This is a genomic window from Pseudomonas sp. GW821-FHT07E12 (assembly GCF_058986605.1).
In genome coordinates, this window is sequence record NZ_JBYSVX010000012.1 from 25,676 (window position 1) to 52,056 (window position 26,381).

A 26,381-nucleotide genomic window follows, 5' to 3' on the forward strand; every position below is an offset into this window, starting at 1 on the left:
GGCCCTACTTGCCGCGTTTGCCCAGACGCATCGCGTCAAGCAGCACGAACAGCAACGGCCACAGTCCCATGCCCAGCAGCGGCGCCCACCAGTAGCTCCACGGCAGGGTCGGCTCACCGACCGCCAGGTGCACCGCCGCCGAAACGATGCGGTCGTTGACCAGCAGGCCGCCGATCGCCAGCGCCTGCTGCGACATCGGGAAGAACCGCAACCGCGCGCGGAAGCGCTGCAGGATGAAGGTCATGACCAACAGCCGCAGCGCCTGCTCGCCGAGCAACGTGCCGTAGAGCATGTCCGCGGCGATCCCCACCGCGAACGCCAGGCCCAGCCCGGCCCGGTCCGGCTCCTCGATCACCCAGAACGTCAGCACCAGCGCCAGCCAGTACGGCCGCAGCGGCTGCACCAGCGGCGGCAACGGCAGCAAGCCGAGCAGCAGCGCCACCACCAGACTGGCCGGCAACACCCAGCCTTTGCTGCGTGGACGGCTCATTGTGGGGGCTCCTTTGGAGCCGGGATTGGGGATTGGGGATTGGGGATTGGAGGTGCAGGCGCAGCGCTCCTGCTTTTATCGAATCCCGAATCCCGACTCCCCAATCCCACTGCTGCGGAACGCAGCAGCAACACATCCCGCCCACGATCCAGCTTGGCCGCCGGTTTGATCTCGCCGACCAGGAACGCGTGCGAATCGTCCGGACGCAGCGCCGATACCGTGCCGACCGGGAAACCGGCCGGGAAGCGTCCACCCAGCCCGGAAGTGACGATCTGGTCGCCGACCTCGATCCCGGCGCTGAGCGGGATGTCGCGCAGTTCCAGCCTGTCACCCCTCCCGTAGACGATCAGGCGCACGCCGGTGCGGGCGACGCTGACCGGCACCGCGTGGTCCGGGTCGGTCAACAGCAATACGGTCGAGTGCAGCGCGCTGGCTTCGATCACCTGCCCCATCAGGCCGCCGGCGTCGATCACCGCCTGCCCGACCCGCACGCCGTCGCGACTGCCGGCGTCGAGGATCAGCCGCTGCCGGGTCGGGTCCAGGTCCACATCGAGGATCGGCGCCAGCTGTACGTCCAGCCCGCTGCGCTCGGCGACGTTGAGCAGCTCGCGCAACTGCGCGTTGTCGATCGCCGCGGTGCGCATCCGGGTCAGGCGCGCATTGGCGATCAACAATTCATTGCGCAGCGCGCGGTTCTCCTCGACCAGTTGCGCATGCGTGGCCGCACTGTCCTTGACCTGGGTACCGATCCGGCCGGGCAATCCGGCCAATGCCCACACCGGCTGCACCAGCACGTTGGCCTGCGTGCGCAACTGCGTCAGCCAGCCACCACGGCTGTCGAGCGCAATCAGCACGATCGCCACCGCCAGATAGGCAAGCAGGCGGATGGTGCTGGCGGCTTCGCCACGGGTGGCAAGGGGAGGACCGGCGTAGGGAGGCACGGGCTAAGGCCGGGAATAGGGAATCGGGAATGGGGAATCGGACAACAGCAGCGCGCGCCCAGCCCGATCAGACCGGGGCGCAAGCACAGAGCAGGACAGGAAGTCGGCAATGTGATCGATCCGGACAAGCCCCTCGATTCCCCATTCCCGATTCCCCATTCCCGGCTTCATCACTCCGGCGCGAAGAACTCGTTGCCGTGCATGTCGACCAGCTCCAGCGCGCGGCCGCCACCGCGGGCCACGCAGGTCAGCGGATCGTCGGCGACCTGCACGTGCAGGCCGGTTTCCTCGGAGATCAGCCGGTCCAGGTCGCGCAGCAGCGCGCCGCCGCCGGTCAGCACGATGCCGCGCTCGGCGACGTCGGCGCACAGTTCCGGCGGGGTCTGCTCCAGCGCCAGTTTGACCGCGCTGACGATGCCGGACAGCGGCTCGTGCAGCGCCTCCAGCACCTCGTTGGAGTTGATCTTGATCATCTTCGGCACGCCCTCGGCGAGGTTGCGGCCGGAGATCTCCATCTCCTGCACCTCGGTCTGCGGGTAGGCGCAGCCGATTTCCAGCTTGATCCGCTCGGCGGTCGCCTCGCCGATCAGCATGCCGTGGTTACGGCGCACGTAATTGGTGATCGACTCGTCGAAACGGTCGCCGCCGACGCGCACCGACTGCGAGTAGACGATGCCGTTCAGCGAGATCACCGCGACCTCGGTGGTACCGCCGCCGATGTCGATGACCATCGAGCCACGCGCCTCGGTCACCGGCATGCCGGCGCCGATCGCCGCGGCCATCGGCTCTTCGATCAGGTAGACGTCACGCGCGCCGGCCTCCTCGGCCGACTCCTTGATCGCGCGGCGCTCGACCTGAGTGCTGCCGGCCGGCACGCACACCAGCACGCGCGGGCTCGGGCGCAGGAAGCGCGACTTGTGCACCTTCTTGATGAAGTGCTTGAGCATCGCCTCGGTGTAGGTGAAGTCGGCGATGACACCGTCCTTCATCGGGCGGATCGTGGTGATGTGGCCCGGCGTGCGGCCGAGCATCTGCTTGGCCTCCGCGCCGACCGCCGCCACCGAGCGGGTACCGCCGATTGCGCGATCCTGACGCACCGCCACCACCGACGGCTCGTTCAGGACGATGCCCTGGCCGCGCACATAGATCAGAGTATTGGCCGTGCCCAGGTCGATGGACAGGTCGTTGGAGAACATGCCGCGGAGCTTCTTGAACATCGGGGAAGTCGATCCTGAGAAAGGTGCGCGCCCAGACGCCGAATGGCGAAAAAATGGGCAGAAAACGAAGTCGGCTAGCCTAGCAACACCCCCGGGTACGGGCAAGGAAAAATCCGGGCAAATCCCGGGGTTTTCAGGCCCCGCTCACACCCGCACGAACCTGCGGTTCTGGCCCTGGACCGCCCCAGCCGTTAACCTTTGCGCCGCGGCGCGCCCGCCGCCCCCTGGTCAGGTCCGACGATCAGCGGGATTTTCCCTTCGCAAAGGCCTGATTTCGAATGTCCGCACTGATCTGTGGTTCCCTTGCCTATGACACCATCATGGTGTTCCCGGACCAGTTCAAGAACCACATCCTGCCGGACAAGGTGCACATCCTTAACGTCTCGTTCCTGGTGCCGCGGATGCGCCGCGAATTCGGCGGCTGCGCCGGCAACATTGCGTACAACCTACACCTGTTGGGCGGCAAACCGTTGCCGATGGGCACGGTCGGCCAGGATTTCGGTCCGTACCGGGCGCATTTCGAGGCGCTGGGCATCAACCTGTCGCACGTGAAGGTGATCGACGAGCTGTTCACCCCGCAGGCGTTCATCACCACCGACCACGACAACAACCAGATCACCGCCTTCCATCCCGGCGCGATGATGCGCAGCTACGAGAACCACGTGAAGGACGTACCGGGCGTGACGATCGGCCTGGTCGGACCGGACGGACGCGAGGGCATGCTGCAGAACGCGGTCGAGTTCCGCGAGATGGGCGTGCCGTTCATCTTCGACCCCGGCCAGGCGATGCCGCTGTTCAACGGCCCGGAGCTGCGCGAGTTCATCGAGCAGGCCGACTACGTGGTGGTCAACGACTACGAGTCCAACCTGCTGCAGGAGCGCACCGGCTGGTCCGAGCGCGACATCGTGCAACGCGTGCAGGCCTACATCACCACCCAGGGCCCGAAGGGCGCACTGGTGCACACCCCCGAGAAGACCTACGACATCCCGCCGGCGCACGAGCGCCGCGTGGTCGATCCGACCGGCTGCGGCGACGCCTTCCGCGCCGGCCTGCTGTACGGCATCGAGAAGGGCTACGACTGGCTGACCATCGGCCGCATGGGCAATCTGATGGGCGCGCTGAAGGTCGAGCACCCCGGCACCCAGAACCAGCGCTTCGACTTCGCCGAGTTCAACGAGCAGTTCCGTCAGCAGTTCGGGTATGCGCTTTGACGGCGGGGATTCGTAGAAGCGGGATCCCACTGGCGCGGTGACTGAGCGCATTTCGTAGCGTCGAGCTTGCTCGACGTGGGCTTTCCCTGGAGAGCCAAGCGGCGCCAGCTCTGCTCTACGACGGTGACATCGAAACCGATCTTCGCGACGGGGCCGTACCTGACGGCCCCTTATGCTCACCACCCCGGCATCTGCGTGGTATCCAGACCGGCGGTCTCGAACACCGCCGTGCGGGTACCCCCAGCCTTGACCGGGAAGCTGATGCTCAGCGCCCTGGCCTGCTTGGCCAGCGCCCACAACGCCTTGTTGTCGTCGATGAACATCGCGATCGCCTCGTCGGTGTCCGGTCGATGCGCCGGCAGTGCCTTGGGCTTGCCGCCATCGACCGTCACCTGCACCTTGCAGCCGCGATAACAATCGAAGTCGCCGGCCTGCAGCACCAGGTAGGCATGGCGCTTCCACTGCGGGTGGTCACGGAACACCAGTTGCACGCGCTTGGCGCCACTACCGTCCACATCGACCGGTGACTTCGCATCGATCATCGCCGCGCGCTGGGTTCCGCCCTTCACCGATGTCTGGTTGTACTGCCACAACGCCTGCAGACGACGCTGCTCACGCGCCTCCTCGCCCTTGGCCTTGACCTCGGCATAGCCCGATTCGACCCGAGTAGCCGCCTCGGTACCGGGATAGCTCTGCAGCAGGTCGGCCCCGAACGAACGCGCCATGTCCCAGTTCTTCTCCTGCACGGCATGGTCGTAGCGCTGCGCCAGCTCGGCGGCCGCCTGTTCCTTGACCTTGGCCTCGGCGGCCAGTTGCGCCTGACGCTGCGCTTCGCGGTCGGTGCAGGCGGACAACAGCAGCAGGGACAGCACGGCAACGGGCAGGTATCGCATCAGGCACTCCGGTAACGATCGATCTGCCAGCCAAGATAACAGCCACTCCTGCGTCCGGAAACGACGACGGCGGACCGAAGTCCGCCGTCGCGCGTCAAGCACCGTTCAACTTGTGGAAGCGACTTCAGTCGCGACGAGCGGAGCGGCAAGCGTTCCGGCGCCGGACATCGTCGGGACTGAAGTCCCTCCCACACAAACATGCTCACGACTGTCACTTGCCTCCCATCAGGCACCCGGAATGCAGCAGCCGAGTCGCGCAGAGGGAGGCGGGACAAGCCCGGCGTTACGGTTTCTCGGCCTTCGCCAGCATTTCCTCGACCGAAACCGTGGTAATCGGGTGATAACCCGGCTTGGCCTTGGCGAAGGCAGCCTTGGCGAAGGCCAGGCCTTCCGGCGTCTTCACCAGTTCGGCGTAGACCGGCAGGATCAGCTTGCGACGGCCGACGCGCTCGATGAATTCGCCTGCCGCCGGCCATGCCTCGGTGTAACCGCTGCGGATCGCCAGCGGGTACCAGCGCATCGCGATCTCGCCGTTCGGGGTGCCGGTGAAGTGATAGGCGGCATCCAGCTGCTTGAGCTGCTCCGGCTTGAGCGTGGCGCCCATGCCGCTGAGGAAATGCACCCACTGCTGGGTCACCCACTCGCGGGTGATCTGGGCGTTCGGCAAGGTGCCCGAACCCGACCAGGCGATGCGCGCGGTATCGACGATCGTAAAGCCGCGCGAACGCGCCTTCTGCGCGAACGTGGGGATGCCCGGCTGGTTCAGCCATGCGTCCAGCTCGGCCGCGGTGACCGCGTTCGGGTTCTTCGGCAGCAGGTTCTTGCTGAGGTAATCGACGAACTGGTCGGTGGTCGCGCTCTGGAACGCGTGATCGTCGAACCAGCCGCGCAGGAACGGATCGAACACCTCGCGGCCGAAACGCTGCTCCAGGAACTGCAGGAACCAGGCGCCCTTGACGTAGGCCACGCTGCTCAGCGCGTCGTCCGGATCACGCTCGGTCAGCGGCGGCAGTGCCAGCGCCTGGTCGGCCGGGCTCATGTCCTTGACCTCGGCCAGCAGGTCGGTCTGGTCGATCTCGCGCTCCATCTCGGCCATCTCCTGGCCGTACAGCGCTTCGGTGATGCGACCCTGCACGTAGGTGGTGAAGCCTTCGTTGAGCCAGATGTCCTTCCAGCTGGCGTTGGTCACCAGATTGCCGGACCAGCTGTGTGCCAGCTCGTGCGCGACCAGCGACACCAGCGACTTGTCGCCGACGATCACGGTCGGGGTGGCGAAGGTCAGGGTCGGATTCTCCATGCCACCGAACGGGAACGACGGCGGCAGCACCAGCATGTCGTAGCGACCCCAGCGATACGGGCCGTACAGCTGCTCGGCGGTGCCGATCATCTTCTCGGTGTCCTCGAACTCCTTGGCGGCCTTGTCGACCATGGTCGGCTCGGCCCACACGCCCGAGCGCGCCGAGATCGGCTTGAACACCAGGTCACCGGCGGCGATCGCCAGCAGGTAGGACGGGATCGGGTGCTCCATCTTGAAGGTGTAATCGCCGTTGCGCGCGGCCTTCGGGTCGCTGTTGGCGCTCATCAGCACCATCACGTCCGGGCGGCTGCTGACATGCGCGCTGTAGGTGAAACGCACGCTCGGCGTGTCCTGCAGCGGCACCCACGAACGCGCGTGGATCGCCTGCGACTGGCTGAACATGAAGGGCAGTTGCTTGCCCTCGGTCATCGACGGCTCCAGCCACTGCAGGCCCGAGGCCTGCGGCGAGGTGTGGTAGGCGATCTGCAGCTTGGCCGGACGGCTCGGCGCCTGGATCGTCAGCTTGCTGCCGAACACCTTGTCGACCGGGGCCAGCGCGTACTGCAGCGGCGCCAGCGCGCCCTTGCCGTCATCGGCCTGCACGCTCTCGATGGTCAGGTCGCGGGTGTCCAGCACCAGTTCGGTGGCGGCCTTGTCCTTCCAGTCCAGCGTGTAGGTGGCGGTACCGGCGATCACCTTCTTGTCGAAGTCGAGCTTCAGGTCCAGCGCCAGATCCTTGATCACGACCTTGTCCGGCTCGGCGTAGGAGCTTTCGTCGTGGCTGCGGGCGGGGGCCTTCACGGCGGCGGGCTTGGCAGGCTGGGGCTCAGGGGCGGGCACGGGGTCTTTCGAGCAGCCGGCCACGGCGACTGCCATGGCCAGGGACATCAGGAACGGGGAGCGCATGGCGAGACACCAGAGCGGGAAAGCTCGGGATTTTACCGGGCTTTCCTGTGGGAGGGACTTCAGTCCCGGCCGCTTTCCCGGGAAAGCCTGTCGGGACTGAAGTCCCTCCCACAGGAACCCCTTCGTCAGACCTTGTAACCGGAATGAATCGCGACGATGCCGCCGGTCAGGTTCTTGTAGTGGCAGCGCGCGAAGCCGGCCTCGCTCATCATCCCCTTCAGCGTGTCCTGCGGCGGATGCTTGCGGATGCTCTCGGCCAGGTACTGGTAGCTGTCGGAATCCCGCGCGAACAGCTTGCCCAGCTGCGGCAGTATCTTGAACGAGTGGAAGTCGTAGATCGGCTTGAACCAATCCGCGGTGACCTCGGAGAACTCCAGCACCCGTGCCTGGCCGCCGACCTTGAGCACGCGGTACATCTCGCGCAGCGCGGCGTCCTTGTCGGTGACGTTGCGCAGGCCGAACGAGATCGTCACCAGGTCGAAGCTGGCGTCCGGGAACGGCAGCGCCTCGGCGTTGCATTGCACGTAGTCCAGCCCCGACACCAGGCCGCGATTGGTCAGCCGGTCGCGACCGACCGAGAGCATGCCGGCATTGATGTCACCCAGCACGATCGAGCCTTCCGGGCCGACGCGATCGCGCAGCAGCACCGCGATGTCGCCGGTACCACCCGCCAGATCGAGCACGCGGTCGCCCGGCTTCACCTGCGCGGTCGCCACGAAATAGCGCTTCCAGGCCCGGTGCACGCCCAGGCTCATCAGGTCGTTCATCAGGTCGTAGCTGCGCGCGACCGAGGTGAACACCTCGCCGACCAGCTTCTGCTTGTCCTTGGCGGCCACGTCGCGGAAGCCGAAATGGGTGGTGCCGGTCTTGTAGGGGGATTCGCTCATGCCCCCGATTATCGCACCGCCGGCGTGATCGTGGCCGGCCCGGAGCACAATCGATCGGCGCGTCCCACGATCGATGAGACGGCGACGCTATCATGCAGCGATGCCCTCTCCTGCCCCCACTACACTGCACTGGCAGACACTCGCCTTCGATGCGCTCGACGTGCGCCAGCTCTACGCCTTGCTGAAGCTGCGCTCGGAGATCTTCGTCGTCGAGCAGGCCTGCGCCTACCTCGATCCCGACGGCAAGGACACCCATCCGGATGCCCTGCACCTGCTCGGCCACGACGGCGACACGCTGGTCGCCTACCTGCGCATCCTTCCCGCCGGCCTGGGTTATCGCCATCCCAGTATCGGCCGGGTCGTGATCGCCCCGGACCGGCGCGGCAGTGGCGTCGGCCACGCGCTGATGCGCGAAGGCCTGCGCGTGCTGCTGGCACGCTGGCCCGGCAGCGAGATCCGGCTGGGCGCCCAGGCTCATTTGCGCGATTACTACGCCGCGCACGGTTTCGTCCCCGCCTCGCCGATCTACGACGAGGACGGTATTCCCCACATCAACATGCTGCGCCGCGCCGATGCGGTGCCCGAGGACTCCCCATGATCGCCACACCCGACTATCGCGCCCTGCTCGACACCGCCATCGCCGAAGCCCGCCAGGGCCTGGCCGAAGGCGGCATCCCGATCGGCGCGGCGCTGTACCACAACGACGGCCGCCTGCTCGGTTGCGGTCACAACCGCCGCGTGCAGGAAGGCGATCCGTCGGTGCACGGCGAAACCGACGCCTTCCGCAAGGCAGGCCGCCAGCGCCGCTACAAGGACACCATCATGGTCACCACGCTGGCGCCGTGCTGGTACTGCAGCGGGCTGGTGCGGCAGTTCGGCATCGGCACCGTGGTGGTCGGCGAGTCGGTGACGTTCCAGGGGGGCGTCGACTGGCTGCGCGAAAGCGGCGTGGAGGTCATCGACCTGCACAGCCAGGAATGCATCGACCTGCTCGGCGGCTATATCGCCGCCAACCCCGACGTGTGGAACGAGGACATCGGCGAGGACTGAGCTTCGTCAGATCGCCGTGACAGCGGCAGCGGTAGCATCGGTGTGAACCGCGCGGCGCGGACAGGAAAACGGTACGCATCGCGACCAAAGCCACGTCATGCATCCGCCATCCGCCACCATCCACCTCGATGTGATCAGCCTCACCGGCTCGCTGTGGAGCGGCGAGGTCTTCGAAGTCAGCGTGCCCGGCCGCGAAGGCCGGCTCGGGGTGATGCCCCGGCACACACCGCTGCTCAGCCTGCTGCGTGAAGGCATGCTGCACCTGTACCCGGCGCAGGGCGAACCCGAGCAGATCTACGTCTCCGGCGGCTACATCGAGGTGCAACCGGATCACGTATTGGTGATGGCCGACCTGGCCGAACGCAATGCGGATCTGGATGCGGCGCGGGCGCAGGCGGCGCGCGATTGCGCCACTTCGCCGATGGCGGAGAACTTTACCGACACGGGCTATGCGCAGCTGCATCTGGAATTGCTGTTGCGGTATAGCGCGGAGTTGCGCCATCTCAAGGGTGGCTAGGGTGTGTCGTCGATCCTCGGGCAGGTCACACCTCACACTCTCTACCGTCGTCCCCGCGCAGACGGGGACCCAGTGACTTTCGCCATCTCTCCGGTATCCGGTATCCGGTATCCATCTATCGTCATCCCCGCGAACGTGGGGGCGAAGCGCCACGGCTTGCGAGCCACTGGCTCGCGTGGTGCTGAGCGCCATCGGGCTATGCCCGATGGCCGGGGATCGAAGATCCATGGACGTTGATTGTTGGGTTTGACGTTGCAGCAACAGCAGAAGCAAAGGCTTTAGCCGACAGTAAAATCACAAGCAACGACAAAAGCCAAAAGCCTGTCCACGGATATCGATTCGCCAGCGTGACATCCTCAAAAACTCCTTGCCCTGAAACACAACGACCCGCGTTGAGCGGGTCGTTGTACTCACACACCAGAATTCCAGATCAGAGGATGTAACGACTCAGATCCGGGTCCTGCACCAGCTCGCCCAGGTGCGCGTCGACATAGGCGCGATCGACCTTGACCGATTGGCCATCGCGGTCCGGCGCCTCGTAGCTGAGCGTGTCGAGCAGGCGCTCCAGCACGGTGTGCAGGCGACGGGCGCCGATGTTCTCCTGGCGTTCGTTGACCAGGAAGGCGATCTCGGCGAGACGATCGATCGCGTCCTGCTCGAACGTGATGTCCACGCCCTCGGTCTTCAACAGCGCCTGGTACTGGCGGGTCAGAGCGGCCTTCGGCTCGGTCAGGATGCGCACGAAATCGTCCTTGCTCAGCGCGCCCAGCTCGACCCGGATCGGGAAACGGCCCTGCAACTCCGGAATCAGGTCGCTCGGCTTGGCCAGATGGAACGCGCCGGAGGCGATGAACAGGATGTGGTCGGTCTTGATCGTGCCGTACTTGGTCGACACGTTGGAGCCTTCCACCAGCGGCAGCAGGTCGCGCTGCACGCCTTCGCGGCTGACGTCGCCGCCGGACGAGCCGGCTTCGCCACGCTTGGCGACCTTGTCGATCTCGTCGATGAAGACGATGCCGTGCTGCTCGCAGGCTTCGATCGCGGCGCTGCGCACGTCGTCCTCGTTGACCAGCTTGGCCGCCTCTTCCTCGATCAGCAGCGGACGCGCCGCCTTGATCGTCAGCTTGCGCTTCTGCGACTTGCCGCCGCCGAGGTTGGAGAACATCTGCCGCAGCTGCTGGCCCATTTCCTCCATGCCCGGCGGGGTCATGATGTCCATGCTGACGTTGACCGCCACGTCCAGCTCGATCTCGCGCTCGTCCAGCTCGCCATTGCGCAGCATGCGCCGGAACTTGATGCGGGTGTCGTTGTCCTGTGCCGACGGCTCGTTGCGCGCGGCTTCCGGATCGAAACCGATGCCGCCACTGCGGCGCGGCAGCAGCGCGTCGAGGATGCGATCCTCGGCATGCTCCTCGGCCTGGGTGCGCACCCGCACCTTGGCCTGCTCGCGATACAGCTTGACCGAGGTATCAGCCAGATCGCGGATGATCTGCTCGACATCCTTGCCGACGTAGCCGACCTCGGTGAAGCGCGTGGCCTCGACCTTGACGAACGGCGCATTCGCCAGCGTCGCCAGACGCCGCGCGATCTCGGTCTTGCCGACGCCGGTCGGGCCGATCATCAGGATGTTCTTCGGCATCACCTCGTTACGCAGCTCGTCGGGCAACTGCATGCGGCGCCAGCGATTGCGCAGCGCGATGGCGACCGCGCGCTTGGCGTCGTGCTGGCCGACGATGTGGCGATCGAGTTCCTGCACGATCTCGCGCGGGGTCATGGTTGAGGAAGAGCCGTGATTGGTCATGTGTGATTCGTGATTCGCAAAGGGGATTTTTGGAATGATCGAGGAGGTCGGGACTGGTCGTGAATCGCTCTTGCGAATCACGAATCACCAATCACGAATCACAGCTCTTCGACCACCACGTTGCGGTTGGTGTAAATACAGATGTCACCCGCGATGCCGATCGCTTCAGTTGCGATCGTCTTGGCGTCCAGTTCGGTGTGTGCCACCAGTGCACGTGCGGCCGAGAGCGCGTAGCTGCCGCCGGAGCCGATCGCGATGATGCCGTCCTCCGGCTCGATCACATCGCCGGTGCCACTGATGATCAGCGAGGTCTCGCGATCGGCCACGGCAAGCAGTGCTTCGAGCTTGCCGAGGCGGCGTTCGGTGCGCCAATCCTTGGCCAGTTCGACTGCGGCGCGGGTCAGCTGGCCGTGCTTTTCCAGCTTGGCCTCGAACAGCTCGAACAGCGTGAACGCATCGGCGGCGGCACCGGCGAAACCGGCCAGCACCTGACCGTCGCGACCGAGCCTGCGCACCTTGCGCGCATTGCCCTTCATCACGGTGTGGCCGAGCGTGACCTGGCCGTCACCGGCAATGGCCACCTTGTCGCCGCGACGCACGCAGACGATGGTGGTGGCGTGGAAAACATTGGGGTTCTGGCTGGGATCCATGTGCGGCTCCGGAAACGTTCCTCATCAGGTGGGGACGTGGCCGGAAGGTTCAAGCTCCACCATCGCGCCGTGCAGTCAGCGGAGGTTGCCTTTCGCTTGTCAAGCGAAGCGGGGGCGGTGTCCGCCCGCCGCCTCGATTGCCTGGATGAATACGATCCCCGCCGATGCCTGCTGCAGCTCGGCAACCTGACGATGAAGGCTCAGGCGAATGCACGCGCCGCTCAGATCACCAATCGCTTTTGACAGCGCTATCGGCTCAACCAACTTCGCCTACCGGTTGATCCTCAGGCCGCGACCCGGTCTGCCCTGCAGGAATAACAGCCATGCCGCGCATTGTGCAGGTGCACGTATGCGATCCGGGAATCGTCGAACGTCTGCCGCAACCAGGCATCCACGTCGCTGCCCTCACACACTTCGGCGCTGACCATCATGCCGGCCACGTCATAGGCGCGCAGCGAGATCAATCGCTTCGCCACGTAGGGTGGCACCTCTCCATCCGCGGGCTTGGCCGTAGTAGCGCCGCGACGTACGAAAATCGGACCGCTGGCACGGTACGGCGAATCCACCGCGTGATGTTCGAAGGGCAGCAGCAGCACTTCCTCACCGATCTTTGCATCCTCCAGGCTGACCCGGCACGGCGTGCCATGTTCTTCGACAATGCGACGAACGATCCCGAGCGCACCCAGCGCGGCATCGTCAAGCGTGAACAGCGGCGCGAACAGCGCCGCATCGAGTGCGGAAAAACAGAACACGGCCATGCGGGAACTCCTGCGAAAATGAGCCTCATGCTCGCTGTCGCCGCGCGAGCACGCTCGCCATTTCAGGACATTGCATCCGCTACCTGTAGCCCTGAATGCACCCGCCCACCGCGATCAGGGATCGGCTTTCTTCCGCTTCGCACGCGGATGCGTCGCGTCGTAGACCTTCGCCAGATGCTGGAAATCCAGATGCGTGTAGATCTGGGTGGTGGCGATGTCCGCATGCCCGAGCAGTTCCTGCACGCCGCGCAGGTCGCCGGACGATTCGAGAATGTGGCTGGCGAAGCTGTGGCGAAGCATGTGCGGGTGCACGTGCTTGAACAGGCCCTGGCGATTGGCCAGCTGCTTGACCCGGATCTGCACCGCGCGCTGGGTGATCGCCTTGCCACCACGACCGGGGAATACATAACCATCGGGCGTGGCCGCGCTGTCGGCCTTCCACTCCTGCAGCGCGCGCAGCGCATGTGAGCCGACCGGCAGCAGGCGCTGCTTGCTGCCCTTGCCGAGCACCGTCACCATCGCGCTGACCAGATCCAGATCGCTCCAGCGCAGCGCGCACAGCTCGCTCAGGCGCAGCCCGGAGGAATAGAACAGCTCCAGCAGCGCGCGGTCGCGCAGTCCCAGCGGTGCATCGGTCGGCACTTCCACCAGTTGCACCGCCTCGTCGGCATCCAACACCTGCGGCAGCTTGCGCGGCGCCTTGGGCGCGCGCAGCTTGGTGGCAGGATTGGCGACGATGCGCGCTTGTTTCAGCAGCCAGGTGTAGAAACTGCGGCAGGCCGACAAGCGCCGCTGCAGGCTCTTGGCCGACAGCTTGCGCCGATGCTCGGCGCTGATGAACTCGCGCAGGTGCGCGGCATCGAGCGCAGCCACATCCCCTGCCTTCTGCGCGACAGCCCATTCCGCCAGCGCGGTCAGGTCACGCCGATAGGCATCGAGCGTGTGCGCCGACATGGCTCGCTCGATCTTCAGGTAGGTCAGGAATTCCTCGACGGGATCGAGGATGGCGAATGGGGAGTGGGAAATCGGAAGATCATCAGCATGTTCGCCGGAGACCGGAGGCTTTTCCGATTCCCCATCCCCCATTCCCGATTCCCGGCCTTCCATCACTCGAACCGCTGCAGTGCCACCGCCAGCGCCTCGCCCATCATGCGCAGGAACAATGTGCCCATGCCGGGATAGAAACGGTTCGGATCGCGGCTGCCGACCGCGATCAGGCCCACGCCCGGCAGCGGCAGCAACGCGGTCGACTGCACTTCGCCAGCCTGCTCGGCGTACAGCAGCACGTGCTTCTCGGCCTGCAGGCGACCGCAGATCGGCTCGCCGTCCTTCAGGCAGTCGCGGAACGGTGCCAGCCGCGGATCGTCCAGCGCGATCGTCTGCAGCCAGTCCGCACCCTCCAGCCCGGTCACCGGCTGCAGCAGCACGATCCGCACCCGCTCGCCGTTGAAATCCTCGGCCAGTGAGGCCGCCATCGAGCGCAGCGTGTCGGCCGCGTTGGTCTGCTTCATCAGCGCCAGCGTCAGCTGATGCGTGCGCACCGCCAGCCGCTCGTTGACCTGCGCATTGCCGGCCAGCTCGGACAGCCGCCGCGACAGCTCGCGGTTCTTGTCGCGCAGCACTTCCAACTGATAGCTGGCGAGCGAGGCGGTCGGGCCATCGTCGCGCGGCACCACCAGGGTCAACGCCAGATCGGGAAACTGCTTCAGGAAGGTCGGATGCCGCCGCAGCCACACCGCCACTTCGTGCGCACTGATCTTGTCCTTGGTTTCACTCATCCGATCCACTCCCCGTCGAAGACGAATTGTGCCGGCCCGGACATCACCACCTGCGCATCGGGCGCAGGCCAGCGCACCCGCAGCTCACCGCCCGGCAGCGCGATGCGCACGTCGCGTTCGATGTGGCCACGCTGCATCAGCACCACCGCCGCGGCGCACGCGCCGCTGCCGCAGGCCAGGGTCTCGCCCGAACCACGCTCGTACACCCGCAGGCGAATGTGGCCGGCATCCACCACCTGCGCGAAACCGACATTGACCGACTCGGGAAAGGTCACGTTCTGCTGCAGCAGCGGACCCAGCCGTTCGACCGGCGCGGCATCGACCAGCCCGACTTCCAGCACTGCATGCGGATTGCCCATCGAGACCGCACCAAAGCGCACGCTCTCGCCCGGCAACTGGTACTCATCACGCGCATGCGCAAAGCCGGCCAGCGGAATTTTCGCCGGATCGAACTCCGGCACGCCCATCGCCACCGCGTACTCGTGTTCGCCGAGGCGATCCACGCGGTGTGCAGTGACCGGGCTGTCGATCACGAAACTGTCGCCCTGCGCGGTGCCGTCGCGCACCAGCCAGGCCGCTATACAGCGCGCGCCGTTGCCGCATTGCTGCGAGTGCGTGCCATCGGCATTCCAGATCCGGTACGAGGCTACCGCCTGCTCACTGAGCGGCGGCTCGATGGTCAGGATCTGGTCGCAACCGACGCCGAAGTGGCGATCGGCCAGTCGTGCGGCGAGTGCGGCATCCGGCGCGGGCGTGCCGTCGCGCAGGTCCAGCACCACGAAATCGTTGCCGGCGCCCTGCATCTTGGTGAAACGCAGGCGCCCGGCAGAAGTAGGGCCGCTCATTGCCCGTCGTTGTCCTTGGTCGACGACGACTGCGTGCCATCGACAGGCGGCGTGGTCTGGGTGGCCGGCTGGGTCTGCGCGGGCTGCGTCTCGGTGGCGGGTGTGGCTGGATGAGCCTCGACCGGGACCGGCTTCTGCGGCATCACCAGCGGCCCCTTGTTGCCGCAGGCGGCCAACGCGAGGAAGGTCGCACCGACCAGTGCGATACGGAAAATGGAGGGCTTCGTACTCATGCCGCGAGTATAGCCACAAGGCCATGAAACCCGTGTTTTGCCGGGCATGGCAGCTTAACTGCCGTAGAGCCTGGCTTGCTCGGCTGAGCCTTCCCGGGAAAGCTCCGGCCGAGCAAGCCCGGCTCTACGAGGCCTGGTCGTCCTTCGGCGGTGGCTCGGGACGCAACCACAGCCAGATCGCCACCACCACCATCGGCCCGATCGAAACGCACCAGACCCAGGGCTTGCTCACGACCAGCAGCACGATCACCGTGCATGCAGCCATCGCCAGCGAGGCCATCCACTTGCCACGGCGGCTGACCGCGCCGTAGTTCTCCCAATCGGCGATCACCGGACCGAAGCGCGGATGGGTGATCAACCGGTGCCGCAGCTTCTCCGAGCCCCGGGTCGCGGCCCAGGCCGCGATCAGGATGAACACCGTCGTCGGCAGGCCCGGCACGAAGATCCCGACGATGCCGGTGCCCAGACTGGTGTAGGCCAGCAACCACCAAGCCCAGCGGAAGCGCGTCGGTTCTGTCATTGAAAGGCGGGGATTGGGGATTCGGGATGGATTATGGCCTCGATATCTTCTTCGTAGACCCGCTCCTACGAATCACCCATCACCCCTCCCGAATCACGGCTCCTTGACTTCCAGCTGATCGAGCATGAACGCATACGACTCGGCCAGCTCGCGGTAGCGACGGAAACGCCCCGACTTGCCGCCGTGGCCGGCTTCCATGTTGGTGCGGAACACGATCGGGCGCTCGCCGGTGTTGTCATCGCGCAGCTTGGCCACCCACTTGGCCGGCTCCCAATACTGCACCTGCGAATCCCACAGGCCGGTGCCGACGAACAGCGCCGGATAGGCCTGATGCTTGACGTTGTCGTAGGGCGAATAGGTGAGCATGTAGTCGTAGAACTTCTTCTGCTCGGGATTGCCCCACTCGTCGTACTCATTGGTGGTCAACGGGATGCTGGCGTCGAGCATCGTCGTCACCACGTCGACGAACGGCACCTGCGCCACCATCACCCGGTAATCCTGCGGCGCCATGTTCGCCACCGCGCCCATCAGCAGGCCGCCAGCACTGCCGCCCATCGCCGCGACCCGGCCCGGTGCGGCGTAACCGAGCTTCACCAGCGCCTCGGTGACGTCGATGAAATCGGTGAAGGTGTTCTTCTTGTGCAGCAGCTTGCCGTCCTCGTACCACTGCCGGCCCATCTCCTGGCCGCCGCGGATGTGCGCGATCGCGTAGACCACGCCGCGATCGAGCAGGCTCACCACCGGCACGTTGAAGCCCGGATCGGAGGAAATGCCGTAGCTGCCGTAGGCGTACTGATACAGCGCGCCGGTGCCGTCCTTCTTGAAGCCCTTCCTGTAGACCAGCGACACCGGCACCTTGACGCCGTCACGTGCAGTCACCCAGACCCGCTCGGTGACGTACTGCGAGGCGTCGTAGCCGATCACCGGCTGCTGCTTGAGCAGGCGGCGCTCGCCGGTGACTACGTTCAGCTCGTAAGTCGTGGCCGGCGTGGTCAGCGAGGTGTAGCCGTAGCGCAGCCACGCGGTGTCCGGCTCGGCGTTGGTCGACAGCCCCATCGAGTAGGCCGGCTCGTCCGCCTTGACGTACTCGTGGCTGCCATCGGCCTTGAGCAGGCGCACGCGCTCCAGGCCCTGCGAGCGCTCCTCGATCGCGGTGAAGCCGTCGAACAGCTCGTAGCCCTCGATGAACACCGCAGGGTCATGCGCCACCCAGTCGGTCCACTGCTTGCGCGAGGTGGCGTCGCTCGGCGCGGTGACCAGCTTGAAGTTCTTGGCGCCGTCGGCATTGGTGCGGATCACCCAGCGTCCGTCGAAATGTTCGGCGTCGTACTCGACATCGCGCTCACGCGGCGCCAACACCACGAACTTTTCAGGGTTGGCGGCCGGCGCGTAGCGCTCCTCGCTGGACACCGTGCTGTGCACGCCGATGGTGATGTACTTGTCGTCGCGGGTGCGGCCGATGCCCATGTAGAAGCTGTCGTCATGCTCCTCGTAGACCAGCGCATCGTTCCTGGCCGGCGTACCGAGCACGTGCTTCTTCACCCGCACCGTCAGCAGCGTCTCCGGGTCGTTCTCGACGTAGAACAGGGTCTTGTTGTCGTCGGCCCAGACCAGGTTGGGCGATACGCCGTGGATCTCGTCCGCGTAGGTCTCGCCGGTTTCCAGATTCTTGAAACGGATCGTGTACTGGCGCCGGCCAACGTCATCCTCGGCCCAGGCGAGGATGCGGTTGTCCTGGCTGACATCGGCATCGCCAACGCTGAAATAGCCCTTGCCTTCGGCCATCACGTTGACATCGAGCAGCACATCTTCACTGGCGAAATCACCGGCGGCGTTGGCCTGCTGGATCGAGGCCGCATCCACCCCGGTGCCGTCCTTGCGGCGCGCCTGGATCGGATAGTCCTTGCCGGTCTCGAAACGGCTGTAGTACCACCAGCCGCGCTCGCGATACGGCACGCTGGCATCGTCCTGCTTGATGCGCCCGACGATCTCCTCGTAAAGCTTGTCTTCCCGCGGCTTGAGCGGCGCCATCACCTGGTCGGTGTAGGCGTTCTCGGCCTCCAGATAGGCCAGCATCGCCTTGTCCTTGCGGCTGTCGTCGCGCAGCCAGTAATAGTCATCCTCACGGGTGGCACCGAACGGTGTCTTGACGACGTGCGCGCGCTTCTCGGCATCCGGCGGAGTGAGGGTGACGGCGGCGGCGGAACTGGCGGAAAGGGTCATCAGGCTGGCAATCAGAAGCGGAAGGGCGTTTCTCATCTTGGGGATTCCTTGAACGAACGCAATGGCGTCCCTGCCCGCGCAGTCTGTCCACAGCACCCGGCAGACGGCAAGCGGCGAGGGCCTCAGATCAGCTCAGGGCAGTCGGGCATCCGCGCCAATGCCGCCTTGAGGCGCCGCTAGCCCGAAGCAAGCGGAGAAAACCTGCGGACAGGGCGGCCATCGACCAGCACCTCCTCGCAGAACATCGCATGGGGTCGTACCCACAGGCCGCCTTCGCCATACAAGGCCCTGTAGACCACCATTGGCTCCAGTGTCTCGCTGTGTCGGGCGACGGCAACCACTTCGTAGTCGTTGCCCTTGTAATGGCGGTAACGACCAGGTGACAACTCGGGAAGCGGAGGAAGCTCGGACATGGATCAAAACCGGAATCACGATGGAAACGCGAGTATGCGGCTCGCGATGCATGAACGCCCACAGGAACAGCGGCCTATCCGTGAATGGACGACACCCCCTAACATCGACCGCATGGATATCCGCAGCTACCCCAACCCCAACTACAGCCGTCGCAGCCAGGACATCGCCCCTTTCCATGTGATGGCGCTGCTGGCGCGCGCGCAGGCGCTGGAGGCGGCCGGTCACGACGTCATCCATCTGGAGATCGGCGAACCCGACTTCACCACCGCCGCACCGATCGTCGCTGCAGGCCAGGCTGCGCTCGCCGCCGGGCATACGCGCTACACCGCCGCGCGCGGACTGCCGGCGCTGCGCGAGGCGATCGCTGGCTTCTATGCACAGCGCTACGGCGTATCGATCGATCCCGAACGCATCCTGGTCACACCCGGTGGCTCCGGCGCGTTGCTGCTGGCCTCCAGCCTGCTGGTCGATCCCGGCCGCCATTGGCTGCTGGCCGATCCGGGTTATCCGTGTAACCGCCACTTCCTGCGCCTGGTCGAAGGCGCCGCGCAACTGGTGCCGGTCGGTCCGGACAGCGACTATCAGCTCACCCCGGAGCTGGTCGAGCGTCACTGGAACAACGACAGCGTCGGTGCACTCGCCGCCTCGCCCGCCAATCCCACCGGCAGCGTGCTCTCACGCGACCAGTTGGCAGCATTGTCGGCGTCGTTGAAGACACGCGGTGGCCATCTGGTGGTCGACGAGATCTATCACGGCCTGACCTATGGTCTCGACGCATCAAGCGTGCTGGAAGTGGATGACGAAGCCTTCGTGCTGAACAGCTTTTCCAAGTACTTCGGCATGACCGGCTGGCGCCTGGGCTGGCTGGTCGCACCGCCGGCTGCAGTGCCCGAACTGGAGAAGCTGGCGCAGAATCTGTACATCAGTGCGTCCTCGATCGCCCAGCATGCCGCACTGGCCTGCTTCGCACCGGAAACCATCGAGATCTTCGAAGCGCGCCGCCACGAGTTCCAGCAACGCCGCGACTACCTGCTGCCGGCACTGCGCGCGCTCGGCCTCCACATCGAAGTCGAACCACAGGGCGCGTTCTATCTCTACGCCGACGTCAGCGACTTCACCGATGACGCACAGGCGTTCTGCGCGCACTTCCTGGAAACCGAGCACGTCGCGTTCACGCCAGGCCTGGATTTCGGCCACTACCGCGCCAACCAGCACGTGCGTATCGCCTATACCCAGAATCTGCCGCGACTGCAGGAAGCGGTGGAACGGATCGGGCGCGGACTTGAGCGCTGGAAGCGCTGAAACGCGACACCCCACAACGAAGAAGGCCGGCAATCTTGCCGGCCTTCTTCGTTACGCATACCACCATCGATCACTTCGCCAACCGCTCCCACAGGAAGCTGTAGGCCAACGCCGACATATGCGCCGCCTGCGCATTGTCAGCCGCGCCACCGTGCCCACCCTCGATGTTCTCGTAGTAGGTCACATCCTTGCCGGCATCGATCATCTTCGCCGCCATCTTGCGCGCATGGCCTGGATGCACGCGGTCATCGCGCGTGGAGGTCAGGAAGATCACCGGCGGATAGTTCCTGCTCGCATCGAACAGGTGATATGGCGAGAAGGTCTTGATGAACTCCCAGTCCGACGTATCCGGATCGCCGTACTCGGCCATCCACGAAGCACCCGCCAGCAGATGGCTGTAGCGCTTCATGTCCAGCAGCGGCACCTGCACGACCACCGCGCCGAACAGCTCCGGATACTGGGTCAGCATGTTGCCGGTCATCAGGCCACCATTGCTGCCACCCTGTACGCCGAGATGCCGCGGCGAGGTGATCTTGCGTGCGACCAGATCCTTGGCGACCGCGGCCATGTCTTCATAGGCCTTGTGACGATTCTGCTTGAGCGCCGCCTGGTGCCAGCGCGGGCCGTACTCGCCGCCGCCGCGGATGTTGGCGACCACGTAGACACCGCCCTTGTCCAACCACGCGCGGCCGAGGCCGCCCGAATAACTCGGGGTCAGCGAGATTTCGAAACCGCCGTAGCCGTAAAGCAGCGTCGGCGTACTGCCATCGAACGTCAGATTCTTCGGACGCACCAGGAAATACGGCACGCGCGTCCCGTCCTCGCTGGTGGCGAAGTGCTGCTCGATCACATCCTTGCTGGCGTCGAAGAACGCCGGCATGGTCTTCAACGTCTCCGGCGTCTTGCCGATCTCGGCCAGCGCCAGTGTGGTCGGCGTGAGGTAATCGGTGACGGTCAGCCACACCGCGTCGGATTCATCACTGTCCACTGCACCCACCTGCACGGTGCCGAACGCCGGTGCGCCGACGAACGCGCTCTTCTTCCAGCCATCCTTGTTCGGAGTCAGCACGCTCAGGCGACTCTTGACGTCCTCCAGCACGTTCAGCACCAGGTGGTGCCGGGTCCAGCTGAAGCTTGCCAGCGAGGTACTGTCGGTCGGTTCGAACAGCACGTCGAAATCGCGCTTGCCGGCCATGAAATCATCGAAATTCACCGCCAGCAGCGAACCGGCCTGATAGGTCCTGCCACCCACCGTCCACGGATCGCGCAGCTCCAGCGTCAGCCATTCGCGCTTGACGCTCTTGTTGGCCGAGTTCGGCGCATCGACCTTGACCAGCGCACCATCCGCTTTACGCAGATACAGCTCATCGTTGTAGAACGCCAGCGTACGGCTGACGAAGTCGCGCTCGAAACCCGGCGTGTCGTCATGCATCGCCGCGATGTACATGTCACCCGGCTTGCCTTCGTACACGACCTTCGCCGTGTCCAGCGGCGTGCCGCGCTTCCACTGCTTGACGATGCGTGGGTAGCCCGAGCTGGTCATCGAACCGTCGCCGAAATCGGTGTAGACGTAGACGGTGTCCTGGTCGATCCAGCCCAGCCCGCCCTTGGCCTCCGGGCGGAAGAAGCCGTCCTTGATCCACTGCTTGCTGGACAGATCGAACTCACGGGTCACGTCCGCGTCGGCGCCGCCGCGCGAGAGCGCGATCAGGCAGCGCTGGTACTTCGGACGCAGGCAGTCGGCGCCGTGCCACACCCACTTCTCGCCCTCGGCCGTGTTCAGCGCGTCCAGGTCCAGCACGGTTTCCCACCGCGGATCGGCCTTGCGGTATTCGGCCAGCGTGGTGCGGCGCCACAGCCCGCGCAGGTGCTGCTTGTCCTTCCAAAAGTTGTAGTAGTACTCGCCGATCTTCTGTACACCGGGGATCTTGGCGTCCGAATCCAGCACCTCGCGGATGCTCGACTCCATCTGCTTGAACGCCGGCGTGCTGGCCAGACGGGCCTCGGTCTTCGCGTTCTGGGCCTTGACCCATTCCAGCGGTTTTTCGCCGAGGACATCTTCAAGCCACGCGTAGCGGTCGTTCTGCACGGTCTCCTCCGCGGCGACGGCTCCAGTAGTGATCAGACCTGCCACCAGACAGGCCGAAGCGAGTTTCGACATTAACCCTCCAAGGGGCTGAAAACGATCGCCAAACGCTAGCACAGCCCTTGGAAGCAGCCGCCTGCCGAAGGTCAGGCCGCCTTTGCCGGCAAGCTCGGCGTCCCGCGCCGCCAGCGCCGGGCCTGCGGCGCGCGGGTACGGCGACCCGGCGTCGTGCGTACCACTGGCCGGCCCAGACGCGGCAACGGAAAACCGAGCAGCGCCCACCAAGCCACGCCCGGCATGCCGACCAGCCACAACGGCAACCAGCCCAGCCACAGGCTGTGGCCGCGCGCCGCCGGCCAGACCAACACCAGCGCCAGACCGGCCAGCGCGAGCTGGCGGACCGGGCGCAGCACGCGCGGATCGGGACGGCAGGACAGGGAACGGGGCATGGAACGCATGGCAGGACTCCACTGGGAAGGTATGTCACCCTGACCCATCGCCATCTCACCGATTGCGACCTACCATTGCCATGAACTTAACTCCTGCGCAGTCTATGGTGCAGGTTCACCGTCCCTCACCGACACCCGCGATGCGACTGATTGCCCGGATTGCCCTAGCATTACTGTTCGCCACCAGCCTGCCCCTGGCGCAGGCACAGGACTCCACTTCCGCCGCGAAATCGGCGCCACTGGACCTGCAGAAGTTGATGGGCACCTGGTACGTGATCGCCCGGACACCCAACCCGGTCGAGCGCGGCCACGTCGCCAGCCGTGACGAATACACCTTGCGCGAGGACGGCAAGGTCGGCATCCGCTATGTCTATCGCGAGGGCTTCGGCAAGCCGGAACAGGAAACCCATGCCCGCGCCACGGTCGCCGAGGACAGCGACAACCGCGACTGGCGGGTGTGGTTCTACCGGATCGTCCCGACCCGGCAACGCATCCTGGAAGTCGCTCCGGATTACTCCTGGATATTGCTGTCATGGCCGGGCCGCGACCTGGCATGGATCTTCGCCCGCTCGCCCGACATGAGCATCGAGCAGTACCGCACCCTGGTCGCCAAACTGCGCGACGATTACGGCGTGTACACCGACAAGCTGCAGCGCGTGCCACAGCATCCCGACCAGGTCGACAAGCTGGGCTTCGCCTCGCCGAAAGACCCCTGACAGCTCACCCGCGCACCGCATAGCGCGGGGCTTGTGTTTGCATCCCCTTTCGGGGCTCCGCTAGAACCTAATCCCCGATCAGCCAAGCCCGAGGCCCGGCCGTTGCGGTTGCGGTTGCGGTTGCGGTTGCTCGTGATTTTGACTTTGCTCTCCGCCTTTCCGGGGCCCCCATCCACAGCGACGGAGCCAGCGGGAAAAACCCGAAGGGCGACGTGCATGGATGCACGTCGTTTTCTGCCGCGGCATGGATGCCGCGTCAGAAAATCCCGCTGGCGCAGTGGACCCGTAGCGCAGCGAAGGGCGCGAGGACTGGGGCGTGTTTCTTTGGGTTACGTTTCTTTGCACGAGCAAAGAAAGGTAACTCGCTCCGAAGGAGCGAAAGCCTCGGCTGTTGCTGTTGCTGTTGCTGTTGCCTTCAACAGTAAATCAAACGGCAAGAGCAGCAACCCCCGAAAAGGCAATGAAAGCCCCGCCTACTCGTAATTACTCAACGCCAACGACAACAACGCCTTGGCCTGCTCCCGCAACGACTTGGGCTCGACGATCTCCGCATCCGACCCGTAGTGCAGCACATCCATCAACAGCTCACGCGACACGCTGTACGGCACCTTCAGCTCATAACGGCCATCCGGCAAGAAGCGCCCCTGCTGCTTGGAATGCCAATGCTCATCGGCCACCCAACGCGCCGCCTTGGCACTGAACACGATCGTCGCCCAGCCCTTGGGCGCGCCGGAGAAAATGCCGTAGCTGGCAGCCAACTGCTCATCCAGCTCGCTGTCGGGGACATCACGCGCTGTCCCATCGAGCAGCCGCGCATGGTGGATGCGATCCACCGCGAAGCTGCGCACGCCCTCGCGGCCGTGATCCCAGGCATCGAGATACCAGTTGTCGCGATAGTGGGTGATCCGCTGCGGCGAGACCGTGCGCTTGGTCGCCTCGTCGGTCGAACGCGCACGGTAATCGAAGCCCAGCTGCTTGCGCTCCAGCACCGCCGAAGCGACGGTGCGGAAACTGGCTTCATCGAGCTTGCGGCCACGGTGCGGAATCACCCGCACCCGGTCCACCGGCCAACTGGTGACGCCGGCCTGCGCGGCCAGCAATGATTCGATGCGCTGCTGCAGCGGCGCCAACACGCCGGACAGCACCCCGCCACCGGTACGCGCAAGCAGTTGCTGCGAAGCCAGCAGTGCGTGCAATTCCTCGGAGCTGAGCCACAGGCCGGGTAGCTCGAAACGATCGGTCTCGGCGGCGGCATAGCGGAAGCCGGCCTCGCCGTCACCCTCCACCGGCGCCATCAGCGCATCGCGCAGGAACGCCAGGTCGCGGTAGACGGTGGCACGGGAACAGCCAAGCTCCTCTTGCAACCGCGCCACCGTCACCGGGTAGCGGGCCGCCTTGAGATGGCGGTGCAGGGCATTGATGCGTTCGTAGCGGTCCATGCGCCGATTATGTCCGACTCACGCGGCAATGGCGTGCCCGGACCCGACAGAACGCTTCCGTTATCTTGAGCGCCCCTGACCGACCGCCTGCCGATGTCCAACCCTGCCCGCGCCGCCTCGCTTGCCCTGTGCCTCGCCCTCTGCGCCTGTTCGCCCACGCCACCGACTCCGGCGGCCAGCGCGGTGAACCAGACGCCCACTCAGGCAGTGCTCACCTCGATCGACCACTTCCTCGCCGCCCGCAGCTTCCATGCCAGCGTACGGATGGACGGACCACAGCCGCAGCACATGCAGTTGGACTTCGTCGCGCCCGACCGTTACCGGGTGCAGATGCCGCAAGGCACCTCGACCATCATCGGCGACACCCTGTACCTGGGCGACGCCGATAAAAAGGGGCGGGTGCTGCCGCAGCTGGGGCAACAGTTCGCGCAGTGGCGCGATCCGCTGCTCCTGGACGGGCGCCACGACGAGCTGAAGGTGGAGGCGCTGGGCGAGGACAACATCGACGGCCAACCGGCACGCAAGTACCGGGTGCGGCACGCCAATGTCGAGCAGACGGGCATCCTGTACTGGATCGGCCGCGATGGCCTGCCGCGGCGCATCGTACGCACCGGGCCGGCGCAACCTCAGGCCGCCCCGGTCACCGTCACCCTCGACTACTCACGTTTCAACGACCCCACCCTGGTGATCTCTGCGCCCTGAGCATTCCGGTCCGAGGATGTGTCCGTGCTGCGCCTTCGTGCCGGCCGCCGCAACGGAACGGCACATGAAACCGGCCCACGCCCGCGGGCGGACCGACATGAAGGTTCCGTTATGATGGAATCGCTTCCAACCCTTCTTTCCTGAATACCCGGGGAATTACCGCTATGTCACGTCGTGTCCCGCTGTCCGTGCTTTCGCTGCTGCTCGTCGCGCCCGCCGCCTGGTCACAGGCCGTGCCGCCGGCACCGTCGGATCCGGCCGCGGTGGTGATCCCCTCGCCCTGGAGCGGCAGCGCCGGCGAACTCGGCTACGCCTCGGCGCACGGCAACAGCACCACCGACAGCCTCAACGGCAAGATCAAGCTGCGCTACACCGACGGCGACTGGATCCACAGCTTCGACGGCACCGTCCTGCGCTCCAGCGCCGAGTACACCACCACCAACGACGACGGCAGCGTCACCCGCGACCGCCAGACCACGGCCCAGCGTTACACCGCCGCCGCCGGCAGCGCGCTGCAGTTGGGCGAACACCGCCAGCTGACCGCCACCGGCCGTTACGAACACGACGACTTCGCCACCTACGACCGGCTGGCCACCTTCGGTATCGGCTACGGCACGCGTCTGATCGACCTGGAGCGCTTCTATCTGGATGCGCAGATCGGTCCCGGTGTGCGCCGCGCGCACAACCGCGAGGAAGACCAGGAGGAAACCGGCCTGATCGGCCGCAGCCTGATCGACCTCAAGTACATGCTCACCCCCAACACCGACCTGATCAACACGCTGCTGATCGAAGCCGGCAGCTACAACACCTACGCGCAGAACGATTTCGGCGTGCAGGTCAGCATGAACTCGCATTTCGCGCTGAAGGCAGCCTGGCAGCTGCGCCACAACAGCGACGTCAGCGATGACGACAAGAAGACCGATACGCTGACTACGGTCAATCTGGTCTATACCTTCAAGTAAGGCGCTGGTGTGGGTGGGTGTGAGCCATCGCAGCCCTCCAAGAGAACCCCCACCCAAAAAACAACCGTCGTCCCCGCGAAGGCGGGGACCCAGC

At 65.5% G+C, this 26,381-nt stretch carries 28 protein-coding genes; 9 read left to right on the plus strand and 19 right to left on the minus strand.

What is annotated here, in order from left to right; translation table 11 throughout:
* Window positions 1–4: 4 nt before the first annotated feature.
* The 3 genes from mreD to AC3WJE_RS08960 form a co-directional block, all read right to left on the minus strand.
* The gene (mreD, locus tag AC3WJE_RS08950) at window positions 5–490 is read right to left on the minus strand and encodes a rod shape-determining protein MreD (protein ID WP_493730435.1); all 486 of its coding nucleotides are present in this window, start codon (window positions 488–490) and stop codon (window positions 5–7) included.
* On the minus strand, window positions 487–1,431 hold the full coding sequence (gene mreC, locus AC3WJE_RS08955) for a rod shape-determining protein MreC (RefSeq protein ID WP_493730436.1): 945 nt from the start codon (window positions 1,429–1,431) through the stop codon (window positions 487–489). The genes mreD and mreC overlap by 4 nt, the downstream gene beginning before the upstream one ends.
* 170 nt (window positions 1,432–1,601) lie before the next feature.
* A complete protein-coding gene (locus AC3WJE_RS08960) occupies window positions 1,602–2,648 on the minus strand; it encodes a rod shape-determining protein (protein WP_140726779.1) in 1,047 nt (348 codons plus the stop codon).
* Window positions 2,649–2,926: 278 nt separating this feature from the next.
* Between AC3WJE_RS08960 and AC3WJE_RS08965 the strand changes: the two genes are divergently transcribed.
* On the plus strand, window positions 2,927–3,859 hold the full coding sequence (locus tag AC3WJE_RS08965) for a carbohydrate kinase family protein (RefSeq protein ID WP_493730437.1): 933 nt from the start codon (window positions 2,927–2,929) through the stop codon (window positions 3,857–3,859).
* A gap of 176 nt (window positions 3,860–4,035) precedes the next feature.
* Here the strand turns inward: AC3WJE_RS08965 and AC3WJE_RS08970 are convergent, their stop codons facing one another.
* From AC3WJE_RS08970 to ubiE, 3 genes are all read right to left on the minus strand, one after another.
* Window positions 4,036–4,752 (minus strand): hypothetical protein, encoded by a 717-nt coding sequence (locus AC3WJE_RS08970; RefSeq protein WP_493730438.1) that lies wholly within the window; start codon window positions 4,750–4,752, stop codon window positions 4,036–4,038.
* A 283-nt stretch (window positions 4,753–5,035) separates the two neighbouring features.
* The gene (locus tag AC3WJE_RS08975; RefSeq protein ID WP_493730439.1) at window positions 5,036–6,850 is read right to left on the minus strand and encodes a M1 family metallopeptidase; all 1,815 of its coding nucleotides are present in this window, start codon (window positions 6,848–6,850) and stop codon (window positions 5,036–5,038) included.
* 230 nt (window positions 6,851–7,080) lie between these two features.
* Entirely contained in the window at window positions 7,081–7,842 is a 762-nt protein-coding gene (ubiE, locus tag AC3WJE_RS08980) for a bifunctional demethylmenaquinone methyltransferase/2-methoxy-6-polyprenyl-1,4-benzoquinol methylase UbiE (protein ID WP_493730440.1), read from the minus strand.
* Between the two features lie 100 nt (window positions 7,843–7,942).
* On the opposite strand from ubiE, the gene AC3WJE_RS08985 reads away from it, so the two are divergent.
* From AC3WJE_RS08985 to atpC, 3 genes are all read left to right on the plus strand, one after another.
* Complete coding sequence (locus AC3WJE_RS08985) at window positions 7,943–8,440, plus strand: GNAT family N-acetyltransferase (RefSeq protein ID WP_493730441.1); 498 nt, start codon at window positions 7,943–7,945, stop codon at window positions 8,438–8,440.
* Window positions 8,437–8,892, plus strand: a complete 456-nt coding sequence (locus AC3WJE_RS08990; RefSeq protein WP_493730442.1) for a nucleoside deaminase — start codon at window positions 8,437–8,439, stop codon at window positions 8,890–8,892. The genes AC3WJE_RS08985 and AC3WJE_RS08990 overlap by 4 nt, the downstream gene beginning before the upstream one ends.
* 97 nt (window positions 8,893–8,989) lie before the next feature.
* Window positions 8,990–9,409 carry an ATP synthase F1 subunit epsilon gene (gene atpC / locus AC3WJE_RS08995; protein WP_493730443.1) on the plus strand — a complete coding sequence of 140 codons (420 nt, stop codon included), beginning with the start codon at window positions 8,990–8,992 and terminating at the stop codon, window positions 9,407–9,409.
* Between the two features lie 430 nt (window positions 9,410–9,839).
* On the opposite strand, the gene hslU is transcribed toward atpC, so the two are convergent.
* Both hslU and hslV read right to left on the minus strand, forming a co-directional pair.
* Window positions 9,840–11,210: an ATP-dependent protease ATPase subunit HslU gene (gene hslU, locus AC3WJE_RS09000; protein ID WP_493730444.1), complete on the minus strand. Its 1,371-nt coding sequence runs from the start codon at window positions 11,208–11,210 to the stop codon at window positions 9,840–9,842.
* Window positions 11,211–11,308: 98 nt separating this feature from the next.
* Window positions 11,309–11,860, minus strand: a complete 552-nt coding sequence (gene hslV / locus AC3WJE_RS09005) for an ATP-dependent protease subunit HslV (RefSeq protein WP_493730445.1) — start codon at window positions 11,858–11,860, stop codon at window positions 11,309–11,311.
* A gap of 117 nt (window positions 11,861–11,977) precedes the next feature.
* On the opposite strand from hslV, the gene AC3WJE_RS09010 reads away from it, so the two are divergent.
* Window positions 11,978–12,103, plus strand: coding sequence for a hypothetical protein (locus AC3WJE_RS09010; RefSeq protein ID WP_493730446.1), 126 nt, complete (start codon window positions 11,978–11,980; stop codon window positions 12,101–12,103).
* Between the two features lie 41 nt (window positions 12,104–12,144).
* Here AC3WJE_RS09010 and AC3WJE_RS09015 read toward each other — a convergent pair whose 3' ends face one another.
* The 8 genes from AC3WJE_RS09015 to AC3WJE_RS09050 form a co-directional block, all read right to left on the minus strand.
* Window positions 12,145–12,618 (minus strand): DUF1203 domain-containing protein, encoded by a 474-nt coding sequence (locus tag AC3WJE_RS09015; protein WP_493730447.1) that lies wholly within the window; start codon window positions 12,616–12,618, stop codon window positions 12,145–12,147.
* Window positions 12,619–12,732: 114 nt separating this feature from the next.
* Window positions 12,733–13,623, minus strand: a complete 891-nt coding sequence (xerC, locus tag AC3WJE_RS09020) for a tyrosine recombinase XerC (protein WP_493730532.1) — start codon at window positions 13,621–13,623, stop codon at window positions 12,733–12,735.
* A gap of 101 nt (window positions 13,624–13,724) precedes the next feature.
* A complete protein-coding gene (locus AC3WJE_RS09025; protein WP_493730448.1) occupies window positions 13,725–14,396 on the minus strand; it encodes a DUF484 family protein in 672 nt (223 codons plus the stop codon).
* Window positions 14,393–15,241: a diaminopimelate epimerase gene (gene dapF / locus AC3WJE_RS09030; protein ID WP_493730449.1), complete on the minus strand. Its 849-nt coding sequence runs from the start codon at window positions 15,239–15,241 to the stop codon at window positions 14,393–14,395. Before dapF ends, AC3WJE_RS09025 begins: the two co-directional genes overlap by 4 nt.
* The gene (lptM, locus tag AC3WJE_RS09035) at window positions 15,238–15,474 is read right to left on the minus strand and encodes an LPS translocon maturation chaperone LptM (RefSeq protein WP_493730450.1); all 237 of its coding nucleotides are present in this window, start codon (window positions 15,472–15,474) and stop codon (window positions 15,238–15,240) included. Before lptM ends, dapF begins: the two co-directional genes overlap by 4 nt.
* Before the next feature lie 124 nt (window positions 15,475–15,598).
* Window positions 15,599–15,994, minus strand: coding sequence for a YbaN family protein (locus AC3WJE_RS09040; protein WP_493730451.1), 396 nt, complete (start codon window positions 15,992–15,994; stop codon window positions 15,599–15,601).
* 93 nt (window positions 15,995–16,087) lie between these two features.
* On the minus strand, window positions 16,088–18,253 hold the full coding sequence (locus tag AC3WJE_RS09045) for a S9 family peptidase (protein ID WP_493730452.1): 2,166 nt from the start codon (window positions 18,251–18,253) through the stop codon (window positions 16,088–16,090).
* Between the two features lie 140 nt (window positions 18,254–18,393).
* Window positions 18,394–18,630: a DUF1653 domain-containing protein gene (locus AC3WJE_RS09050; RefSeq protein ID WP_493730453.1), complete on the minus strand. Its 237-nt coding sequence runs from the start codon at window positions 18,628–18,630 to the stop codon at window positions 18,394–18,396.
* Between the two features lie 112 nt (window positions 18,631–18,742).
* Here AC3WJE_RS09050 and AC3WJE_RS09055 point away from each other — a divergent pair, with 112 nt between their 5' ends.
* A complete protein-coding gene (locus AC3WJE_RS09055; protein WP_493730454.1) occupies window positions 18,743–19,933 on the plus strand; it encodes a pyridoxal phosphate-dependent aminotransferase in 1,191 nt (396 codons plus the stop codon).
* A gap of 70 nt (window positions 19,934–20,003) precedes the next feature.
* Here the strand turns inward: AC3WJE_RS09055 and AC3WJE_RS09060 are convergent, their stop codons facing one another.
* Together AC3WJE_RS09060 and AC3WJE_RS09065 are read right to left on the minus strand one after the other, a co-directional pair.
* Window positions 20,004–22,094, minus strand: coding sequence for a prolyl oligopeptidase family serine peptidase (locus AC3WJE_RS09060; protein ID WP_493730455.1), 2,091 nt, complete (start codon window positions 22,092–22,094; stop codon window positions 20,004–20,006).
* 71 nt (window positions 22,095–22,165) lie between these two features.
* Window positions 22,166–22,477, minus strand: a complete 312-nt coding sequence (locus tag AC3WJE_RS09065; protein ID WP_493730456.1) for a hypothetical protein — start codon at window positions 22,475–22,477, stop codon at window positions 22,166–22,168.
* Window positions 22,478–22,608: 131 nt separating this feature from the next.
* Here AC3WJE_RS09065 and AC3WJE_RS09070 point away from each other — a divergent pair, with 131 nt between their 5' ends.
* The gene (locus AC3WJE_RS09070) at window positions 22,609–23,184 is read left to right on the plus strand and encodes a lipocalin family protein (protein WP_493730457.1); all 576 of its coding nucleotides are present in this window, start codon (window positions 22,609–22,611) and stop codon (window positions 23,182–23,184) included.
* Window positions 23,185–23,657: 473 nt separating this feature from the next.
* On the opposite strand, the gene AC3WJE_RS09075 is transcribed toward AC3WJE_RS09070, so the two are convergent.
* The gene (locus tag AC3WJE_RS09075) at window positions 23,658–24,623 is read right to left on the minus strand and encodes a helix-turn-helix transcriptional regulator (RefSeq protein WP_493730458.1); all 966 of its coding nucleotides are present in this window, start codon (window positions 24,621–24,623) and stop codon (window positions 23,658–23,660) included.
* A 93-nt stretch (window positions 24,624–24,716) separates the two neighbouring features.
* On the opposite strand from AC3WJE_RS09075, the gene AC3WJE_RS09080 reads away from it, so the two are divergent.
* Complete coding sequence (locus tag AC3WJE_RS09080; RefSeq protein ID WP_493730459.1) at window positions 24,717–25,325, plus strand: hypothetical protein; 609 nt, start codon at window positions 24,717–24,719, stop codon at window positions 25,323–25,325.
* Between the two features lie 164 nt (window positions 25,326–25,489).
* The gene (locus AC3WJE_RS09085; RefSeq protein ID WP_493730460.1) at window positions 25,490–26,287 is read left to right on the plus strand and encodes a DUF481 domain-containing protein; all 798 of its coding nucleotides are present in this window, start codon (window positions 25,490–25,492) and stop codon (window positions 26,285–26,287) included.
* Window positions 26,288–26,381 lie beyond the last annotated feature (94 nt).

Bases quoted from the DNA above. Each gene is read 5' to 3' on its own strand.
- mreD (WP_493730435.1), bottom strand. From the start codon at position 490: ATGAGCCGTCCACGCAGCAAAGGCTGGGTGTTGCCGGCCAGTCTGGTG.
- AC3WJE_RS08960 (WP_140726779.1), bottom strand. From the start codon at position 2,648: ATGTTCAAGAAGCTCCGCGGCATGTTCTCCAACGACCTGTCCATCGAC.
- AC3WJE_RS08965 (WP_493730437.1), top strand. From the start codon at position 2,927: ATGTCCGCACTGATCTGTGGTTCCCTTGCCTATGACACCATCATGGTG.
- AC3WJE_RS08970 (WP_493730438.1), bottom strand. From the start codon at position 4,752: ATGCGATACCTGCCCGTTGCCGTGCTGTCCCTGCTGCTGTTGTCCGCC.
- ubiE (WP_493730440.1), bottom strand. From the start codon at position 7,842: ATGAGCGAATCCCCCTACAAGACCGGCACCACCCATTTCGGCTTCCGC.
- AC3WJE_RS08985 (WP_493730441.1), top strand. From the start codon at position 7,943: ATGCCCTCTCCTGCCCCCACTACACTGCACTGGCAGACACTCGCCTTC.
- AC3WJE_RS08990 (WP_493730442.1), top strand. From the start codon at position 8,437: ATGATCGCCACACCCGACTATCGCGCCCTGCTCGACACCGCCATCGCC.
- atpC (WP_493730443.1), top strand. From the start codon at position 8,990: ATGCATCCGCCATCCGCCACCATCCACCTCGATGTGATCAGCCTCACC.
- hslU (WP_493730444.1), bottom strand. From the start codon at position 11,210: ATGACCAATCACGGCTCTTCCTCAACCATGACCCCGCGCGAGATCGTG.
- hslV (WP_493730445.1), bottom strand. From the start codon at position 11,860: ATGGATCCCAGCCAGAACCCCAATGTTTTCCACGCCACCACCATCGTC.
- AC3WJE_RS09015 (WP_493730447.1), bottom strand. From the start codon at position 12,618: ATGGCCGTGTTCTGTTTTTCCGCACTCGATGCGGCGCTGTTCGCGCCG.
- AC3WJE_RS09025 (WP_493730448.1), bottom strand. From the start codon at position 14,396: ATGAGTGAAACCAAGGACAAGATCAGTGCGCACGAAGTGGCGGTGTGG.
- dapF (WP_493730449.1), bottom strand. From the start codon at position 15,241: ATGAGCGGCCCTACTTCTGCCGGGCGCCTGCGTTTCACCAAGATGCAG.
- lptM (WP_493730450.1), bottom strand. From the start codon at position 15,474: ATGAGTACGAAGCCCTCCATTTTCCGTATCGCACTGGTCGGTGCGACC.
- AC3WJE_RS09040 (WP_493730451.1), bottom strand. From the start codon at position 15,994: ATGACAGAACCGACGCGCTTCCGCTGGGCTTGGTGGTTGCTGGCCTAC.
- AC3WJE_RS09045 (WP_493730452.1), bottom strand. From the start codon at position 18,253: ATGAGAAACGCCCTTCCGCTTCTGATTGCCAGCCTGATGACCCTTTCC.
- AC3WJE_RS09050 (WP_493730453.1), bottom strand. From the start codon at position 18,630: ATGTCCGAGCTTCCTCCGCTTCCCGAGTTGTCACCTGGTCGTTACCGC.
- AC3WJE_RS09055 (WP_493730454.1), top strand. From the start codon at position 18,743: ATGGATATCCGCAGCTACCCCAACCCCAACTACAGCCGTCGCAGCCAG.
- AC3WJE_RS09060 (WP_493730455.1), bottom strand. From the start codon at position 22,094: ATGTCGAAACTCGCTTCGGCCTGTCTGGTGGCAGGTCTGATCACTACT.
- AC3WJE_RS09065 (WP_493730456.1), bottom strand. From the start codon at position 22,477: ATGCGTTCCATGCCCCGTTCCCTGTCCTGCCGTCCCGATCCGCGCGTG.
- AC3WJE_RS09070 (WP_493730457.1), top strand. From the start codon at position 22,609: ATGCGACTGATTGCCCGGATTGCCCTAGCATTACTGTTCGCCACCAGC.
- AC3WJE_RS09075 (WP_493730458.1), bottom strand. From the start codon at position 24,623: ATGGACCGCTACGAACGCATCAATGCCCTGCACCGCCATCTCAAGGCG.
- AC3WJE_RS09080 (WP_493730459.1), top strand. From the start codon at position 24,717: ATGTCCAACCCTGCCCGCGCCGCCTCGCTTGCCCTGTGCCTCGCCCTC.
- AC3WJE_RS09085 (WP_493730460.1), top strand. From the start codon at position 25,490: ATGTCACGTCGTGTCCCGCTGTCCGTGCTTTCGCTGCTGCTCGTCGCG.